We start from the raw sequence: 17,567 nt of genomic DNA on the forward strand, positions 1-17,567 counted from the left end.
GTGACGTGCCGTGGCGAGTCGTGACGTGCCGTGGCGTGTCGTGACCTTCGTGATCCCGTGACGCCGTAGTGCTGCCACGACCGGCGGCTCGGCCTCGTCGAGCCGCCGGTCCCACGGCTGGCCGCCTACGCCGGAGCCATCAGCAGCGGCCGTGCACGTTCCCGTAGCTCGACCACCCGCGGTTCGTCGCCGTACGGCTCCAGGCGGTGCAGCAGGTCCTTCACGTACTCCGTGGTGCGCGCGGACGATATCCGCCCCGCGACCTCCACCGCCCGCACGCCCTGCTCGCAGGCCGCGTCGAGGTTGCCCGACTCCAGCTCGGCGACCGCCGAGACGACCAGCCGCAGCCCGTGCGAGCGCACGAACTCCTCCGTCGGCTTCGACAGCGCCTGTTCCGTGAACCGCCGTACCTGACGTGGTGCCTTCAGGTCGCGGTAGCACTCGGCGGCGTCCGCGGCGAAGCGGTCGTAGGAGTAGAAGCCGAGCCAGGACGGGTCGTTGTCGCCCTCCCTGGACCGCTCCAGCCAGCCTTCCGCCGCCTTCAGTGCCGCACCGGCGGCCTGCGCGTCACCCGCGCGCGCGTGTGCGCGTGCCTCGACGAGACGGAAGAAGCTCAGGGTGCGGGCCGTGGCCAGCCCCCGGTTGCGCTCCAGCGCGGCCTGGGCGAGGTCGACGCCCTCGTCGCCGAAGCCCCGGTAGGTCGCCTGGAGCGACATCGACGCCAGCACGTACCCGCCGAGGGGTACGTCGGCCGCCGCGCGGGCGAGCCGCAGCGCCTGGATGTAGTACCGCTGGGCGGCCTCCTGTTGCCCGGTGTCGAAGGCCATCCACCCGGCGAGACGCGTGAGTTCGGCACTCGCGCCGAACAACGCCCGTCCGACCTCGTCGGAGTACGAGCCGAGCAGCAGCGGTGCCGCCTCCACCCGTAAGCACTCCGGCACCATGGACGAACGCCAGTCGCCGCCTCCGTACTTGGAGTCCCAGCGCCTGGCGTCCTCGGCGGCCTCCCGCAGCTTCTGCACATCGCTGTGGCCGACTTTGAGCGGTGCGCCGGCCCCCTCGGACGGGCTCACCTCGCGCGCCACCGAACTGTCGGCCGGGGTTATCAGCCAACGTGAGGCGGGCGTTGCGTATGCGCTTACTGCGAACGAACCGGCCAACGACTGCCAGATGCCGCCTGAGCCGGCGCGTCGTCCGGCGAGGTCGAGACGGTAGAGCTCCGTCGCCGACTTCACCGCCTGTCCGACGTCCCGGGGGAAGGCGAGGCCCACTTCGGGTGCGGGGTCCGCGTCCGCCAGGCCGATCTCGTGGAGCGGCACCGGGCGGCCCAGCTTCTGGCCGATCGCGGCGGCGATGAGGTGCGGCGCGGCACCTTGCGGCACCATGCCCTTCGACACCCAGCGCGCCACCGACGTCTTGTCGTAGCGAAGAGTCAGGCCCCGCTGAGCGCCAAGGTCGTTGACGCGTCGGGCGAGTCCTGCGTTGCTGATTCCCGCGAGGGCGAGAACGGCGCCGAGCTTTTCGTTCGGCCCGCGTTGCTCCCTGGACATGCGCCACCCCTCGACACAGACGGCTGCCGCGCTGGCATAACCACGCGGCATTCGTAAACCCAGCGTAGTTCGCCGCATCCCAAGCGTTAAGGGGCATTCTTCCGGATGGCGGGATTGTGGTCCGTACTCAAGTGCGCAGCCCCTACGCACAGTTGTGACGTGCTCCCGCTGTGTGGCCGTGCGCCCGTCCGTGCGCTCTTCTCCAGCCACCGGGGGAGCGGTTCCATGGCTCATGCGTGGGTCGGCCCGCTGTACTGGATCCAGCGGGCTGGGGGATTCCGCCGCCTACATCCCCGCGGGCGGCGGAACGGTCCGGGGGGCGTACACCGTTCCCCGGACTGCGCGCACCGCGAGCACACCGAGTAGCGTGCGGGGGTTGCACGGAGTGTGCGTGAGCCTGTCCTCGCGTCGCCGATTTGGCTGAAAATCGACCCCGCCTCGCCCGGGTGAATACCGCTCCGACCATGGGACTTGAGGGCGCGAAGGGCGTTTTCGGGGAGCGCATCGGGGGCGCATTCAGGTCGCAGCCGCTGGCCGATCCCCTTGCCTCGCCAGGGCGTTCGGATCGCGCGACGGTCTTCACGCGCTGACAAACCCGATCTCGAGCGGCTCCGCCGCCGCTCCGGCGCGCGTCCTTCATGGCAGCATGGTGACCGGTTCGTGCGGTGCACTGGTTGTCCACAGCCTGTGGAGGCGGCGATGCGGTGGTTGGTGGGATGGAGCAGCACCACCGCGGTGGCCTCCGGTATCGGCTCCGCGGGGGCGACCGGAAGCGACGGCGAGACCTTGCACCCGGTCGGCTCCCAACTCCTGTGGGGCGACCCCGATCCCCTGTGGGCCGTCGGCGACTGGCGCCCGGACGAGGTGCGCGTGGTCAAGGCCGACGCCCAGAACAGGATCGCGGTCCTCGGCACCTGCGGCGCCAGTGACGAACAGCTGCGCCTCGGCCTCTTCGCCGCGCGCGGGGGCGCACTTCGGCATCTGACGGCCTGGTCCGGCAGCTACACGGCGGTCGTCCAGGTCGGCCGCCGGGTCACGGTGTGCGGCGATCTGGCGGGCGCACGGCCGGTGTTCTACACCCCATGGGCGGGCGGTACGGCCTACGCGACCGCCGCGCTCCCCCTCGCCGACCTCATCGAGGCCAACCTCGACTTCGGCCACCTCGCCGCCCTGCTGGCCGCCCCCGACGTGCCGGCCGCCCTGCACGACTCCACCCCGTACGACGGCGTACGGCGCATTCCGCCGGGGCATGCGCTGATCCTGCGCACCGGGGCGCGCGAGATCGCCGGGTACGAGCCGGTCGCCTCGCTGGCGGTCGCGGCGCCCACCGCCGACCCGGACAGCGCGGTGGACGCCGTACGGGACGCCCTGGTGGAGGCGGTACGCGCGCGTCTGTCCGCGCCCCGCCATGTCCCCGGCACCGACATAGACCCAGGACCGGTCCCGGGCATGGGGCCCGCCGAACGGCGTGCCGCGCGCGGGATGCCGGTACCGGGCATCGGCGCGGACCTGTCCGGCGGCCCCGCGTCAGGCACCCTGGCGCTGCTCGCGGCCGGCCTCCCCGGGATGCCGGGCACGGTCCTGGGCCACGGCACGGGCGCGGGGGAGCGACTCCTGGCGGTCACCTTCAACGACCTCGCGGTGGGCGGCCGCGAGGCCGAGCTGGAGCGGGCCGGGAACCTGGCGGCCAACCCGCGCCTGCACCACGTGGTGGTGACGGGCGGCGAGGAGACCCTCCCGTACGCCGACCTGGAGGGCCCGCTGACGGACGAGCCGGGCCCGAGCCTCGTGACGGCCGCCCGACACCGCGCGCGCCTCGCCGCCGGCAGCGCCGACCACTTCACGGGCTACGGCGCCCGCCAGGTCCTGGACGCCCACCCGGCCCGCCTGGCCGACCTCCTGATGGACCGCAAACGCCGCCACCTGGTCCGCCCGGTCGCGGCGCTGGCGAAGGCGGACGGCTCGGTGCTGGTCCCCGCGCGCGTGTACGGCGCGGCACGGAAGCTGGCCCGCACCCCGTACCGCACGGGCCTGGAGTCCCTGGCCGCCCGCCTGATGGACCGCCGCTTCGACGAACCCGGAGGTGCCGTAGGGGCGTCGCTCGCCGCGCTCACCTGGGCCAGACCGGGCCCCGCGGCTCGCTGGCTGACCGGCGAGGCCCTGGCTGAAGTATCGGTTCGCCTGCAAGCCGCGACGAGCCGCAACGGAGTGGGCCCGGGCCAACGTCCCGGCGACTACCGCGCGCGTGCCGCCCTCGCCCGCCACGCCGCCGACATCCGCGTCCTGGAACAAGCCGCCGAGATCCGCTCCCAGCGCCTGCACACCCCGTTCCTCGACAACCAGGTAGTACGCGCGTGCCGCGCCCTCCCCGAGGCCCTGCGCGTCCAGCCCGGCGCCCGCGCCGCCATCCTCCGCACCGTCCTGGAGGGCGCCGGAGTAGCCGACCTCCCACCCGGCTGGGGCGCCCCGTCCCACGCCCCGGCGGCAGCAGCGGCCCGCACCGGCATCCGGCTGTCGGCCGACCCCCTGATGGCCCTCTTCGGCACCCCTCTCCTCGCCCAGGCAGGCCTGGTCGAGGCCCGAGTGGTCCGCAAGGCCCTCCGCGCCGCCGCCGAAGGCGAACCCCTCCCCCTCGACGGCCTCGCCGACCTAGTCTCCCTGGAACTCTGGCTACACCGCCTCCTCGCCCGCCGAGGCACCTGCTGGACCGGCACCCCCGCCCGCCAACGAGCAGTACCAGCGGGCATCAAGCCACAGCGGGGGGCACTGGGCACGGGGGTCAGCCATTCCAGCCCGTCCGGCGTCTGAGGACGAGCCGCACTTTCAGCCCGTCCGGCGTTTGCATTTTCAGCCCGTCCGGCGTTTGAGGACGAGCCGCACTTTCAGCCCGTCCGGCGTTTGAGGACGAGGCCCGAAGGGCCGACAGGGGGGTCTGGGGGCGCAGCCCCCAGCGGGGTCGAAGGGGCGGAGCCCCTTCAAGGGATGGGACGGGCAGGGGCGGCGGGGGCGAAAACCTCCACCACAAACCCCGTGCCGCCCACAGCCACCCCCGCCACAATGACCCGGTGCGGTACAGAATCCTGGGCGTCACCCAGGCAGTGGACGACCAGGGCACCGTCATCCCCCTCGGCGGCCCCCGCCTCCGCGCCCTCCTCACCGCCCTGGCCCTACGCCCAGGCCACCTCACCACCCCCCACACCCTGATCAACGAGGTCTGGCCCACCGCCCCACCCAAGGACGCCCAAGCCGCCCTACAGGCCCTCATCGCCCGCCTCCGCCGCACCCTCGGCAAGCACACCGTCACCTCCGCCCCCGGCGGCTACCGCCTCACGGCGACTAAGAACGACGTCGACCTCTTCGTCTTCGAACGCCTCGTACACGAAGGCACCACCGCCCTCGCCGCCAACGCCCCCTCCACCGCCGCCCAAACCCTCACCGCCGCCCTCACCCTCTGGCGCGGCCCCGCCCTGGCCGACCTCCCCGACCGCGACACCGCCGCCACCCGCCCGGAGGCCCTGCGCCTGGAGGCGACCCGAGCCCGCATCGAGGCGAACCTACGACTGGGCCGCGCCCAGCACGCCGTACCCGAGCTGAGGGAACTGACCGCCGCCCACCCGTACGACGAACCGCTCCACGCCCTCCTCATCCGCGCCCTGCGCGACACGGGCCGCCCGGCCGACGCCCTCGCCGCGTACGAATCCACCTGCCGAGCCCTGGCCGAAGCCCTCGGCACCGACCCCGGCCCGGAACTCCGCGCCCTGCACACAGAACTGCTGACCCCACCCGAACCAGAACCCACGCCGAACGCCCAACCACTCCCACCGGCACTTCTCCAACCACCCCTCGAACAAACCGGCAACCTCCGCCCCCGTCTTACCTCGTTCGTGGGCCGGGAACTCGAACTCGACGCCATCCGTTCCGAATTGCACAGGGCAAGACTGGTCACGCTCACCGGACCCGGCGGCTCTGGAAAGACCCGCCTCGCCGAGGAGGCCGCAGCCGGCGTCCCCCAGGCATGGCTCGTCGAGCTCGCCCCGCTCGACCGGCCGGAGGCGGTGCCAGGCGCGGTGGTCAACGCGCTCGGTCTGCGCGAGACCGTGCTCATGACCAACGAGCTCACGGCCCAGCAGGACGACCCCGTCGCCCTGCTGATCGAGTACTGCGCCCAGCGCAGCCAACTCCTGATCCTTGACAACTGCGAACATGTCATCGGCGCCGCCGCCACCCTCGCCGAAACGCTCCTCACCCAATGCCCGGGCCTCACGATCCTCGCCACCAGCCGTGAACCCCTGGGCGTCCCCGGCGAGTTGGTCCGCCCGGTCGAGCCCCTGCTCCCCGACCAGGCGCACCGCCTCTTCGCGGAGCGCGCGGCGGCCGTTCGCCCTGCCCCTGCCCCTGCCCCTGCCCCTGCCCCTGCCCCTGCCCCTGCCCCTGCCCCCGCCCCCGGCCCCGGCCCCGGCCCCGCCCCCGGCCCCGGCCCCGCCCCCGGCCCCGGCCCCGGCACCGGCCCCGGCACCGACCCCGCGCCGGGTGACGGGCGCGACCAGGAGGCCGTCGCGGAGATCTGCCGCCGCCTCGACGGACTCCCGCTCGCCATCGAGCTGGCGGCCGCCCGGCTCCGGCTGCTCACCCCCCGGCAGATCGCCGACCGCCTCGACGACCGCTTCCGCCTCCTCACCTCCGGAAGCCGTACGGTCCTGCCCCGCCAACAGACCTTGCGCGCCGTCGTCGACTGGTCCTGGGACCTGCTGGACGAGCACGAACGCACGGCACTGCGCGAGATGTCCGTCTTCGCGGGCGGCTGGGACCTCACGGCGGCGGAGGCCGTGTGCACCGGCCCGGTCGCGGACACCCTCGGAGCCCTCGTCGACAAGTCCCTGATCGTGGCCACCCCGTGGGACCGGGACGGCTCCGACGGCATGCGGTACCGCATGCTGGAGACCATTCACGAGTACGCCGTGGAGCGCGCCGCCGAGCTCCCCGCACCGCGGCTCGCGGCCGAGCGCCGGCACCGCGCGTGGGTGCGCGCGCTCGTCGAAGAGGCGGATCCACAGCTGCGTTCCGCGAGCCAGCTGCCCTGGATCGCCCGCCTGGAGACGGAGCTGGACAACATCCGGGCGGCCCTCGACCGCGCCCTCACGGCGGACGACGAACCGGAGGCGGCGGCCCTCGCCCTCGCCATGGGCTGGTTCTGGTGGCTGCGCACCTACCGCCACGAGGGCACGGCCTGGATCGACCGGGTCCTGCGACTGGGCGTCGCCTCGGACACCACCGACCGCACCCCAAAGGCTCCCCCAGCCCCCGACGCCTCCCCAGCCCTCAAGGCAGCATCTGCCTCCGACGCCCCCTCCGACGCTTCCCTCGACCCGATCGACGCCTTCCTCGCCGCCGGGGAGGAGGAGGCCCACCACCCGCTGCGCGTCCCGCGGATGCAGCTGCGCCTCCTGCACCTCTTCCTCAAGTCCGAGACCGAGTCGATCGACGCGTGGCAGGGCGAGCGGATGCGGCGCTATCTGATGGCCGTACGGAGCTTCTTCGAGCCGGGAGGTCCGCTGGCCGCGCGGCTGCCGGGGCTCGTCTGGCCGGTGATCGACTTCTTCCTGAGCAGTCCGCAGGACGTCCAGGCCGCCATGGACGTCGCCGTCGCCAACTGCCGTGTCCACGGCGGCGAGTGGGAGGTCGGCGTGCTGCTCATGTTCCGTACGCACATGGTCGTCGACTCACCCGGCGGCACGGACGACGTCGACGACGCCCTCGCGGAGCTGAGGATCCTCAGCCGCCGCGCCGGCGACCGCTGGATGCGGGCCCAGGTGTGCAGCGCGGCCGGCGAGACGGCCATGTCACGCAGCCGCTTCGAGGAGGCCAGGGGCGAGTACGAGGAGGCGCTGCGCCTCGCGTACGAGGTGGGCGCGCACGCCGAGACACCGTTCCTGATCACCCGGCTCGCGGAGATCGCCTACCGCACGGGCGACCGCGGGGCCGCACTGGCCGCGCTGGACGAGGCGAGCGCCGCCGCCGACCGGTACGGCGTGGCGGACTCACGGGCGTTCGTCCTGCTGATGCGGGCCCAGTTCGCACTGGACGACGAGGACACGGCACGCGCGCGTGAGATGTGCGAAGCGGCCCGCGTGGAGACGACCCGGGGGACGCCACCGCCGCAGTTCGTCGTGATGCTGCACGCGATCGAGGCCATGGTCGTGACGGCCGAGTCGGGCCCGGAGCACGGACTGCCGCTGCTGGCCGACATCTTGCGCGCGGCGGTGGAGAGCCGGTGTGCCGACGTGATCACGGCGGCCCTCGCGGACGCGGCGGCAGACCTGCTGACCCGTCTCGGCGACCACCCGCGCGCGGTCCGTCTGCTGGCCGCCTCGGAGCACTGGCGTCGCGGCTACCCGCGCCCCCTGCCGGAGCGGGAGCACGCCGAGCGGGCCGAGGCCACCGCCCGTACCATCCTGGGCGCCGAACGGTTCGCGGCCGAGCACACGCGCGGCACCGTCCTCACCCACGACGACGTGCTGCACGACCTCGCCGAGGCGGTACGTGGCCTCCACGATCCCGTCGAGCCAACGCCTTAAGCGCCAAGGGCCCGCTGATCGGCCCTACACGCAGCTGAACTTCGACTCCGCCCAGTCCGCCAACAGCAGCTTGTCGAAGGTGCTGCGCGGCTCGACCACCAGCCGGACGGTCTCGCGCCCGGCGAGGCTCACATGGACGGGTACGGCCGGGTCCCCGCCCTTGAGCGCTCCGGACCGCCACAGCCGGACGCCGTCGGCGTAGACCGAGAAGGAGAACTCGCCGAGCCCCAGGGTCGAGTCGTCGACGCCGACCATCGCGTCGTAGGCGGAGCACCGCCGGTTGAGGTCGATGGTGACGGAGGACCGGCCGTGCACGGTGACGCCGTGCGCGTACCGCTCGTCGCCGATCGACACGCCGTACCGCTGCCACACCCAGCTGCTGCCGTGGAGCCGCATCTCGGGCGCGGTGCCGTCGCCGGTGAGGTCGTACGACAGCTGGCTCCACTGGTAGACGACCGGGGCGGGCGGGGCCGGGGGAGTGGGCGTGGGGGTGGGCGTCGGCGTCGGTGTGGGGGTCGGCGTCGGGGAGGGCGTGGGTGTCGGGCTGGGTGTGCGCGTGCGCGTGGGCGTGGGGGTCGGGGAGGGAGCGGGCTCGGCGGCCGGTTCGATCGCGGGCGGCCGTGGAGCGGGCTCCTTCCGCGAGGGCTCCGGTTCCGACGGTTCCGGCGGCGTGGGCGTCGGCGTCTCCTCGACGATGGGGGAGGGGGCGGGAGGCTGCTTGGCGTCGGTCCTGTCGGCCGGTCTCTCGTTGCCGGCCAGTGCGAGCACGATCGCCGTGACCACGCCCACGGCGACCACACCGGCCGCGATACCGGCCTTCACCGGCGCGCCCAGCCCCTCGGAGGCCGCCGCCCCGCCCCCGGAGCTCGCCCCGCCCGAGGAACCGCCGCCCGCCGCCGAGGCCGCCGCCGCGGCACCGGCCGCACCGACCCCGGCACCCCCGGCGATGAGCCCGGCCGCCTTGGCGTATCCGGCGGCGCCGAACCAGCCGATGACCGCGACCGGCACGACGGCGGGGATACCGCCGGCGACCTCCTGGATCTGGCCCGCGGCCAGCCGGCACTTGGCGCACTCCTCCAGGTGCTTGCGCAGGCCCCGCTCGGCACGCGTGCGCAGACTGCCGCGGGCGTAGGCGCCGAGCCGGTCGGCGTGCCGGGCGCACTCCTCGTCGCCGGCGAGGCTGGCGCTGACGTGGGCCTGGAGGTAGGCCTGCTTGAGTCCCTCGCGGGCGCGGCTGGCGAGCACGCGCGTGCCGTTGGCGTCGAGCCCGAAGAGCGTGGCGACCTCGCTCGGCGACTCGTCCTCGACCTCGGTGTGCCAGAGCACGGCCTGCCAGCGCTCCGGCAGCGACCGGAAGGCCCGCATGGCCATGGACTGCTCGGCCTCGTGCATCGCCCGTACGTCGGCGCCCAGGTCGAGCGTGTCGTCGTCGGACACTGCGGAGACCCGCGCGGACTGCGCGGCGAACACCGCGAAGTCGTCGACCAGCTGCTCGCGCCGCGCCGACTTCGTCCAGTCCGCCGCGGCCCGCCGGATCGAGGTGAGCAGATACGCGCGTACGGCGTGCTCGGGGCCGGAGCCGCCGCGCACGGCCTGGAGCATGCGGGCGAAGACCTCGGCCGTCAGGTCGTCCGCGGTGTGCGCGTCGCGGCAGCAGGTGCGCGCGTACCGGCGCACCGCCTCCGCGTGGCGCCGGTACAGCTCCTCGTAGGCGGTGTCGTCGCCGGAGCGCATCCGCGCGATCAGGTCGGCGTCCGACAGCGGCATCTCGCGGGGTGCCGGCATCTCGCGCGGCAGCGGCAGTGTGCTGTCCTCGCGCCGGTCGCGCTGTGCCGGGACGCTGCCCTCCGCGCGCGCGTCCGGACGGACTTCCGCACGGCCCGGTGTGCGGCCCTCCAGGGGGTCGGCGCCGGGTGGCAGGTCCGCCCGTCCGCCCTGACTCGGCACCTGCGGAGTCGCCGAGTCGTCGTCACCGCGCGACTCGTCCCACCCGTCTACGCTCATCGCGGAAAGCCCCCGCTGCCAGCTCTACCAGTCCCGGACACCGGGTCAGGGTGCCATATTGGCTTTTCGTCAGGACCCACCCGTACAAACATCCACTCATCCGTGGGGACTCCCCACAGCGTCGTACTGGCCCCCGCCCGTACGGGGAAGACTCAAGCAGCGCTCGCCGGACGGGAGTTGAGCACCGCGGCGCGGCCTGCCCGGCGTGTTCGGTGACGGTGTTCGAGGCGAGGGGCGGTCCAGCACCCCGCCTCGCCGTCACCCCATCGCATCACTCGGCCGTCGACGGCACGGCCTCACCCCGGGCCGGGTCATGCCTGAGGGCGCGACCGCAACCCCTCCAGCAGGATGTCGAGCAACCGCGCCGAGGCCGCCGCCTGCTGCGCCGCGTCCGGCAGCGAGGGCGCCGCCGTGGCGATCACCAGCAGGACGTCCGACACCGAGACGCCGGGCCGCAGCTCACCCGCCGCGCGCGCCCGCTCCACGAGCTGGCCCACCACGTCGAGCAGCGCCGCCGCGCCCGCGTCGTCCACCGCGTCGACCGCGCCCGCCGAGGACTGCTCGGGCACCAGCCGCAGCTCACCCGTGCCCGGCTGCACCCGCTGCTGCGGCACCCGGGCCTCGTCGAGTGCGACGCCGTCCTCGACGCCGACCCGCAGCACCTGCGGCGGCAGCAGCCGGCCCGCGCCCGAGGCCACCGAGGTGCGCAGGAAGCGCGAGAGCGCCGACCACGGCTCGTCCTCCTGGCCGAGCGCGGCACGTGCCTGGTCGGTCAGCCGGGACGTCTCCTCCTCGGCTATCCGTCGCACCAGGACGTCCTTGCTCGGGAAGCGCCGGTACACCGTGCCGACGCCGACCCGCGCGCGCCGCGCCACGTCCTCCATCGGCGCGCCGTATCCCAGCTCGCCGAAGACCTCGCGCGCCGCACGCAGCACGTGCTCCAGATTGCGCTGTGCGTCCACGCGCAGCGGCGTCGAACGCGAGGCGTCCCCGCGTCCGTGGCCCGCAGCCGCGCCGATCGTGCCGCCCACCGCCCCGCCGCCCGTTGTGATGGCGGATGCGGAAGACCAACGTGAATCCTGAACATGCATAAGCGATCCCCCGGTAATGACGTCTCCCCCCGGAGACTCTCCCCGTCATTGCAATGCCGGAGCGTCACGGAACAAGCCCGGACAAACAGGCCCGCCCTGTGTGACTCACGGACCCGATGAGCGCATCCCCCTACACCCCGTCGACACACGAACATAGTTGAGAGGGAGTCAATTCAGAAGGGGCAGGTTCCGCAGGGAGCACCCCCCGATCGGAGTACGAGGCGTTTGCGCCCTGATTGCGCCACCTGCGATCCCCCGGCGCACACCCATTGACCTGCGGACTTTCCGCGCACTCCGGCAATTCGGCCAAACCGCGCCGTCGACGGCCTCCGGTCACACAAATTGTCGAGCCTGTGGACAAACGCAAGCGCCGGGTGCGTCATGGGATGGTGAAGGAACGTGCGCGCATTCTCGTTGTCGGCGGCGGCTACGTCGGGATGTACACGGCCCTGCGTCTCCAGCGGAGACTGAAACAGGAACTGGGCCGCGGCGAAGCCGAGATCACCGTGGTCACTCCCGACCCGTACATGACCTATCAGCCATTCCTCCCCGAAGCGGCCGCCGGCTCGATCTCCCCGCGCCATGTGGTCGTACCGCTGCGCCGCGTCCTGTCCCGGTGCCGGGTCATCATCGGTGAGGCCACCGCCATCGACCACGCCAAGCGCACGGCGACCCTGACCACCCTCGCCTCCGAGGAGGAGGGCACGGGCAGCGAACAGCTCTCCTACGACGAGCTCGTGCTCGCCCCCGGCTCCATCGCGCGCACCCTCCCCATCCCCGGCCTCGCCGACCATGCCATCGGCTTCAAGACCGTCGAGGAGGCCATCGGCCTGCGCAACCACGTCATCGAGCAGATGGACATCGCCTCCTCCACCCGCGACCCCGCGATCCGCGACGCGGCCCTCACCTTCGTCTTCGTCGGCGGCGGCTACGCGGGCGTGGAGGCACTCGGCGAACTCGAGGACATGGCCCGCTACGCCACGCGCTACTACCACAACGTCCGCCCCGAGGACATGAAGTGGATCCTCGTCGAGGCCTCGGACCGCATCCTGCCCGAGGTCGGCGAGGACATGGGCCGCTACACCGTCACCGAACTGCGCCGCCGCAACATCGACGTACGGCTGCACACCCGCCTGGAGTCCTGCGCCGACCGCGTCGCCGTCCTCAGCGACGGCGCCCGCTTCCCGACCCGTACGGTCGTCTGGACGGCCGGCGTCAAGCCGCACCCGATCCTCGCCGCGACCGACCTGCCACTTAATGAGCGCGGCAGGCTGAGGTGCACCCCCGAGCTGACGATCGAAGGCACCACGCACGCGTGGGCCGCGGGAGACGCCGCCGCCGTCCCCGACGTCACCGCGGACGAACCCGGCAAGGAGTGCGCCCCCAACGCCCAGCACGCCCTGCGCCAGGCGAAGGTCCTCGGCGACAACATCGTCCACGCCCTGCGTGGCGAACCCCTGGAGACGTACGCCCACAAGTACGCCGGTTCGGTCGCCTCCCTCGGCTTCCACAAGGGTGTCGCACAGGTCTACGGACGCAAGCTCAAGGGCTACGCTGCCTGGTTCATGCACCGCGTCTACCACCTCAGCAGGGTGCCGACCTTCAACCGCAAGGCCCGTGTCCTGGCCGAATGGACCCTCTCGGGCCTCTTCAAGAGGGAGGTCGTCTCCCTCGGTTCACTCGAACATCCCCGAGCGGAGTTCGAACTCGCGGCCGGTGGAAAGCATCACCTCAAGCCGGAAGACGACCCGAAGGGGTCGTCCTGACCGGACCCAGGAACTCCACCGACGGGGCAGGCGTCTGACGGGTGTCGGCCGGCTCGGCCGCACTGCCAGACTGATCCCGAACCGATCTGAACCGATCCCGACCCTGGACGGGCACCCGCCCGCCCTACGACCCACAAGGCTCTCCCCACAGTGCTGCAACCCGGGGGTGCTGGTGCCACCCCTCAGACCCCAGGCCGGGTCCGGAGCTGGCCGAAGACGACGACACGAGGCAAGGATTCGTGAACTTCACGCGCTGGAGCGCCCGGCTCCCCGGAACGCAGCGCCGCGCCGCAGCGCGGACCGAACCCGCTGCGGCGGTCACCCAGGACCGCAGAGGAGAGAGCCCGGGCGCCGTCCCCGCGGCCCGCGCCGAACATCTCACCGACGACACCAAGCCGATCCCCGCCGTGGACGAACTCCCGGTCCGTGAGGTCCTGGACCGGGTCCCGGCCCTGGTCGCCCTGGTCCACGGCACCGAACACCGTCTGGCCTACGTCAACGACGCGTACGTGGCCGCCTTCGGCGTACGCCCCCCGGGCGAACCGGCCCGCGAGGCCCTGCCCGAACTGGCCGAACTGGGCCTGCTCCCCCTGCTCGACCAGGTCCTGCGCAGCGGCAAGCCCCGCACCCTCAAGTCCCGCAAGGCCCCCGACGGCCGCTCCTACACGTTCACCTGCACCCCCGTCGCGGAGGGCGACGGCGGCGTCCTCGTCTTCGCCACGGACGTCACCGACCACGCCGAGGCCGCCGAACGCCTCCGCGCCAGCGAACGCCGCCAACGCGAAACGGCCGTCACCCTCCAGCGCTCCCTCCTCCCCCAGGAGCTCGAAGAACCGGACGACCTGCGCATCGCCGCCACCTACCACCCCGGCGGCACGGAGGCCGCGGTCGGCGGCGACTGGTACGACGTGATCACCCTGGGCGGCGGCCGCACGGCCCTGGTGATCGGCGACGTCATGGGCAGAGGAGTACGAGCGGCCGCGGTGATGGGCCAGCTCCGCACAGCGGTCAGGGCCTACGCCCGCCTGGACCTCCCCCCGCACGAGGTCCTCCAGCTCCTGGACGGTTTGGCAACGGAGATCGACGCCAACCAGATCGCCACCTGCGTCTACGCCATCCACGACCCGAACGAGGGCCGCCTGGTCTACGCCTCCGCCGGCCACCTCCCCATCCTCGTCCGTGACGAGAACGGCGACGTCCAGCGCGCCGACGAACCCACCGGCCCGCCCCTCGGCACCGGCGGCTGGATGCACGCGTCCGGCTCGATCGCCCTGAGCCCCGGCTCCACGGCGGTCCTCTATACCGACGGCCTGGTGGAACGCCGCGACGAGGACCTGGACGAGGGCATCGCCTCCCTGCAACGCGCCCTGGCCGGCGCGACCGGCACCCCCCAGGTCGTCTGCGACCGCCTGGTCCGCTCGGCCGGCGTCACGGCGGACCACGACGACGACGTGGCGGTCCTCGTCCTCCAGCACCCCGCCCGCACCGGCCCCGACAGCGACCTCTTCCGCAACGCCGCCCTGGAACTCCTCGGCGGCATCGAGGCAGCCCCCCGCGCGCGTGCCTTCGCCTCCGGCGTCCTCACCAGTTGGCGCTTCCCGCCCGACCTCCACGACCTGGGCGTCCTGGCCGCCAGCGAACTGGTCGCCAACTCCCTCCAACACGGCACCCCACCAATGCGCCTCCGCCTCCGCCGCACCGACCGCCGCCTGATCATCGAGGTAACAGACGGCGACGACCACCTCCCCCGCCGCCGCCGAGCAGAACCAGCCGACGAATCCGGCCGAGGCATCGCCATCGTCGCCTCCATCTCCTCAGCCTGGGGCTCCCGCAGAACCCCAGGCGGCGGCAAGGCGGTGTGGTGCGAGTTCGCACTACCGAAGACAGCCCCGCCCGGCTGATCCAGCCTGATTCCAGCCCCTCCGGCGTTTGAGGGGCGGGGGTCCAGGGGGCAGAGCCCCCTGGCGGGGTGGAAGGGGCGGAGCCCCTTCAGGGATGGGACGGGTAGGGGCGGCGGGGGCGAAAAACTCAGGCGTGCGCCCGAGGCTGCCCAGAACCCGCCACAACCCCCTGCGCCACCACTCGACTCTTCCCCAACCACGGCTGATCCTGCACAGCGGTCAACTCACGCCCCAACCGCACCGCGAGCCAGCTGATCCCCAACGAGAACAACAGAAACGTCACCACATACGGCCCGTGCAACGCCGCCCCCATAGGACCACCCACAGCCGGCCCCAAAGCCAACGCAAGCTGTTTCACCAGGGCAAACGCAGAGTTGTACTGCCCAGCCATCCCCTCAGGCGCAAGATCCGCCACCAGCGGCGCGACCGTCGGCGACAACATCGCCTCACCCAGCCCGAACAACGCATACGTGAAGACGAAGGCCGCCGTAGCCATCTCCTGGCTCCCGTGCCCCAGCCCCGCATACCCCGCGGCAACCCACGCCACGGCCCAGATCAACCCCACAGCCGCGATCACCCGCGACCGCCTCCGTCGCTCGACGAACTTCAACACGGCGAACTGCGCCACCACGATCATCGCGGTGTTGGCAGCCAACGCGGTCCCCAGCGCAGACGTGGAAACCCCGGCAGCCTCAACCCCGTAAGCGCTCAACCCCGACTCGAACTGCCCGTAGCAAGCGAAGAACAGCACGAACCCCAGCACGGACAGCTGCACCATCGCCCGATTCCGGAGCAACTGCTTCCAGCTCCCCTTCCCCGCCCCGGCCCCCGGCGCCCCACCGATCCGCGGCGCACTCGGCATCCGCACCGTCGCCATCACCACCACAAGCAGCAGGAACATCGCCGCTTCGATGGCGAACAGCAGAGTGAAGGACGAAACGCTGGTCGCGTCGACGAGGTGCCCCCCGATCAGCCCGCCGACCCCCAGCCCCAGGTTCTGCAGAAAGAACTGCATCGCGAACGCCCGCGACCGGGTCTCCGCGGTCGAGCAGTCCACGATCATCGTCGCGAGTGCCGGCTGCATCACGGCCTGCCCCGCCCCGAGCGCGGCCGCAGACAGCAGTACGGCCGCCGCACTCCCCGCGAGTCCCAGGCTCAGCGCCCCGAGCGCGGCAGTGACCAGGGCGGCGAGCAGCACCGGCAGCGGGCCCCGCCGGACGATGGCCCGTCCGGCGAACGGCAGTACGACCAGCGCCGCCACGGCGAAGACGGCGAGGACGAGCCCCGCCGTCATGGCCCCCAGCCCCCGCACCTGCGCCACATAGACATACAGGTAGGGGACGGTGAAGCCGAGCCCGAACGCGCTGAGTGCGTTGCCCACGTGGATCCGGCGCATCGCTGCGCCCATCGCCCTGGTCACGTTCACCTCTCTCGATGTAGATCTGAAGACTTCAAAGCTAAAGTTCGAAGCTAAAGAGTACACATCCAAGGACTTCAACGCCAAGCAGACCCATGCCATACTCGGCCCATGGGCGACACCCGCGACATCGGCGAACCGACACTCGAAGAACAGATCGCCGCCTACCAGCGCGAGTTCCAGGACCTCGACCCCCAGGTGGAGAAGGTCGTCTCGGCACTGTCCCGCCTGAACCGCCGTATGAACGTCGCCTACGGCCGTCAGACCGCGGCGCTCGGCATCAGCAACGCCGAGTGGGAGGTCCTCAAGGCCCTGGTCCTCTCTGGCGCCCCGTACCGCATGGGCCCCAGCGACCTCGCCAAGCGCCTCGGCCTCACCCCGGCCGCCATGACCCACCGGATCGACCGCATGGTCGCCGAGGGCCTGGTCACCCGGGAGCGCGACGAGTCCAACCGCGTCCGCGTCATCGTCGAGCTCACCGTCGAGGGCAGGGAGAAGTGGCTGGAGGCGATGCGGCTCGCGTCGGTCTTCGAGGAGGACCTGCTCCAGGACCTCTCGGCCGAGGAGCGCACCACCCTCGGCGAAGTCCTCACCCGCCTGCTCCGCAGGGTGGAGCACGCCCAGCCGGACGCCGGCGGACGCCTCAGCGACCTGGACTGACCAGGACCGCTGCCCCGGCAGAAAAGATCTTGACAAGGGGTTCTTGACAGCCCCCTCCCGGATCCGTAGAGTTCTTCGGGTTGCCGCCGAGCCGTAACGGTTCTGCGACAGCACCTCCCGCCGCGAAAGCGGCAAACCAAACCACCAGCACGATCTCCCCACGGGGTTGATTTCGGCGTGCCCGAATTCAATTCGAATTGGGACTCGGCGGCCCGATTGGGAATCGCCGAGAGGATCCGCTAAGGTTTGAGACGTCGGAACGGCCCAACGGCCGCGAAGACAAGCCCCGCTGACTGGGAGTCAGGCCCGAAAGGATCTGATAGAGTCGGAGTCGCCGGAAAGGGAAACGCGAGAGCGGGAACCTGGAAAGCACCGAGGAAATCGGATCGGAAAAGGATCTGATAGAGTCGGAAACGTAAGACCGAAGGGAAGCGCCCGGAGGAAAGCCCGAGAGGGTGAGTACAAAGGAAGCGTCCGTTCCTTGAGAACTCAACAGCGTGCCAAAAATCAACGCCAGATATGTTGATACCCCGTCTCCAGCATCTGCTGGGGCGAGGTTCCTTTGAAATAAACACAGCGAGGACGCTGTGAACGGTCGGGCCT

The 17,567-nt window shown here is 72.1% G+C and carries 9 protein-coding genes; 5 read left to right on the forward strand and 4 right to left on the reverse strand.

Annotated elements, in window-relative coordinates; all coding sequences use genetic code 11:
* Positions 1 to 125: 125 nt before the first annotated feature.
* Positions 126 to 1,550, reverse strand: a complete 1,425-nt coding sequence (locus AQJ67_RS41595) for an NsdA family TPR-like regulatory protein (RefSeq protein WP_062724880.1) — start codon at positions 1,548 to 1,550, stop codon at positions 126 to 128.
* A 699-nt stretch (positions 1,551 to 2,249) separates the two neighbouring features.
* Between AQJ67_RS41595 and AQJ67_RS41600 the strand changes: the two genes are divergently transcribed.
* Positions 2,250 to 4,358, forward strand: a complete 2,109-nt coding sequence (locus AQJ67_RS41600; RefSeq protein WP_062724882.1) for an asparagine synthase-related protein — start codon at positions 2,250 to 2,252, stop codon at positions 4,356 to 4,358.
* 257 nt (positions 4,359 to 4,615) lie between these two features.
* Complete coding sequence (locus tag AQJ67_RS41605) at positions 4,616 to 8,125, forward strand: ATP-binding protein (RefSeq protein WP_062724884.1); 3,510 nt, start codon at positions 4,616 to 4,618, stop codon at positions 8,123 to 8,125.
* Positions 8,126 to 8,149: 24 nt separating this feature from the next.
* On the opposite strand, the gene AQJ67_RS41610 is transcribed toward AQJ67_RS41605, so the two are convergent.
* Together AQJ67_RS41610 and AQJ67_RS41615 are read right to left on the reverse strand one after the other, a co-directional pair.
* Positions 8,150 to 10,129 (reverse strand): sigma-70 family RNA polymerase sigma factor, encoded by a 1,980-nt coding sequence (locus AQJ67_RS41610; RefSeq protein ID WP_062724885.1) that lies wholly within the window; start codon positions 10,127 to 10,129, stop codon positions 8,150 to 8,152.
* 311 nt (positions 10,130 to 10,440) lie between these two features.
* Complete coding sequence (locus AQJ67_RS41615) at positions 10,441 to 11,220, reverse strand: TetR/AcrR family transcriptional regulator (protein ID WP_062724886.1); 780 nt, start codon at positions 11,218 to 11,220, stop codon at positions 10,441 to 10,443.
* Positions 11,221 to 11,606: 386 nt separating this feature from the next.
* Here AQJ67_RS41615 and AQJ67_RS41620 point away from each other — a divergent pair, with 386 nt between their 5' ends.
* Together AQJ67_RS41620 and AQJ67_RS41625 are read left to right on the forward strand one after the other, a co-directional pair.
* Entirely contained in the window at positions 11,607 to 12,986 is a 1,380-nt protein-coding gene (locus AQJ67_RS41620; RefSeq protein ID WP_062724887.1) for an NAD(P)/FAD-dependent oxidoreductase, read from the forward strand.
* A gap of 239 nt (positions 12,987 to 13,225) precedes the next feature.
* Complete coding sequence (locus AQJ67_RS41625; protein WP_062724888.1) at positions 13,226 to 14,887, forward strand: ATP-binding SpoIIE family protein phosphatase; 1,662 nt, start codon at positions 13,226 to 13,228, stop codon at positions 14,885 to 14,887.
* Positions 14,888 to 15,014: 127 nt separating this feature from the next.
* Here AQJ67_RS41625 and AQJ67_RS41630 read toward each other — a convergent pair whose 3' ends face one another.
* Positions 15,015 to 16,283: an MFS transporter gene (locus tag AQJ67_RS41630; protein WP_208615140.1), complete on the reverse strand. Its 1,269-nt coding sequence runs from the start codon at positions 16,281 to 16,283 to the stop codon at positions 15,015 to 15,017.
* 132 nt (positions 16,284 to 16,415) lie between these two features.
* Here AQJ67_RS41630 and AQJ67_RS41635 point away from each other — a divergent pair, with 132 nt between their 5' ends.
* Positions 16,416 to 16,964: a MarR family winged helix-turn-helix transcriptional regulator gene (locus AQJ67_RS41635; protein ID WP_062724892.1), complete on the forward strand. Its 549-nt coding sequence runs from the start codon at positions 16,416 to 16,418 to the stop codon at positions 16,962 to 16,964.
* The last annotated feature ends 603 nt before the right edge of the window (positions 16,965 to 17,567 follow it).

It is taken from the genome of Streptomyces caeruleatus, assembly GCF_001514235.1.
Taxonomy (GTDB): domain Bacteria; phylum Actinomycetota; class Actinomycetes; order Streptomycetales; family Streptomycetaceae; genus Streptomyces; species Streptomyces caeruleatus.

Coding starts and splice junctions, on each gene's coding strand:
- AQJ67_RS41595 (WP_062724880.1), bottom strand. CDS start 1,550: ATGTCCAGGGAGCAACGCGGGCCGAACGAAAAGCTCGGCGCCGTTCTC.
- AQJ67_RS41600 (WP_062724882.1), top strand. CDS start 2,250: ATGCGGTGGTTGGTGGGATGGAGCAGCACCACCGCGGTGGCCTCCGGT.
- AQJ67_RS41610 (WP_062724885.1), bottom strand. CDS start 10,129: ATGAGCGTAGACGGGTGGGACGAGTCGCGCGGTGACGACGACTCGGCG.
- AQJ67_RS41615 (WP_062724886.1), bottom strand. CDS start 11,220: ATGCATGTTCAGGATTCACGTTGGTCTTCCGCATCCGCCATCACAACG.
- AQJ67_RS41620 (WP_062724887.1), top strand. CDS start 11,607: ATGGTGAAGGAACGTGCGCGCATTCTCGTTGTCGGCGGCGGCTACGTC.
- AQJ67_RS41630 (WP_208615140.1), bottom strand. CDS start 16,283: ATGCGCCGGATCCACGTGGGCAACGCACTCAGCGCGTTCGGGCTCGGC.
- AQJ67_RS41635 (WP_062724892.1), top strand. CDS start 16,416: ATGGGCGACACCCGCGACATCGGCGAACCGACACTCGAAGAACAGATC.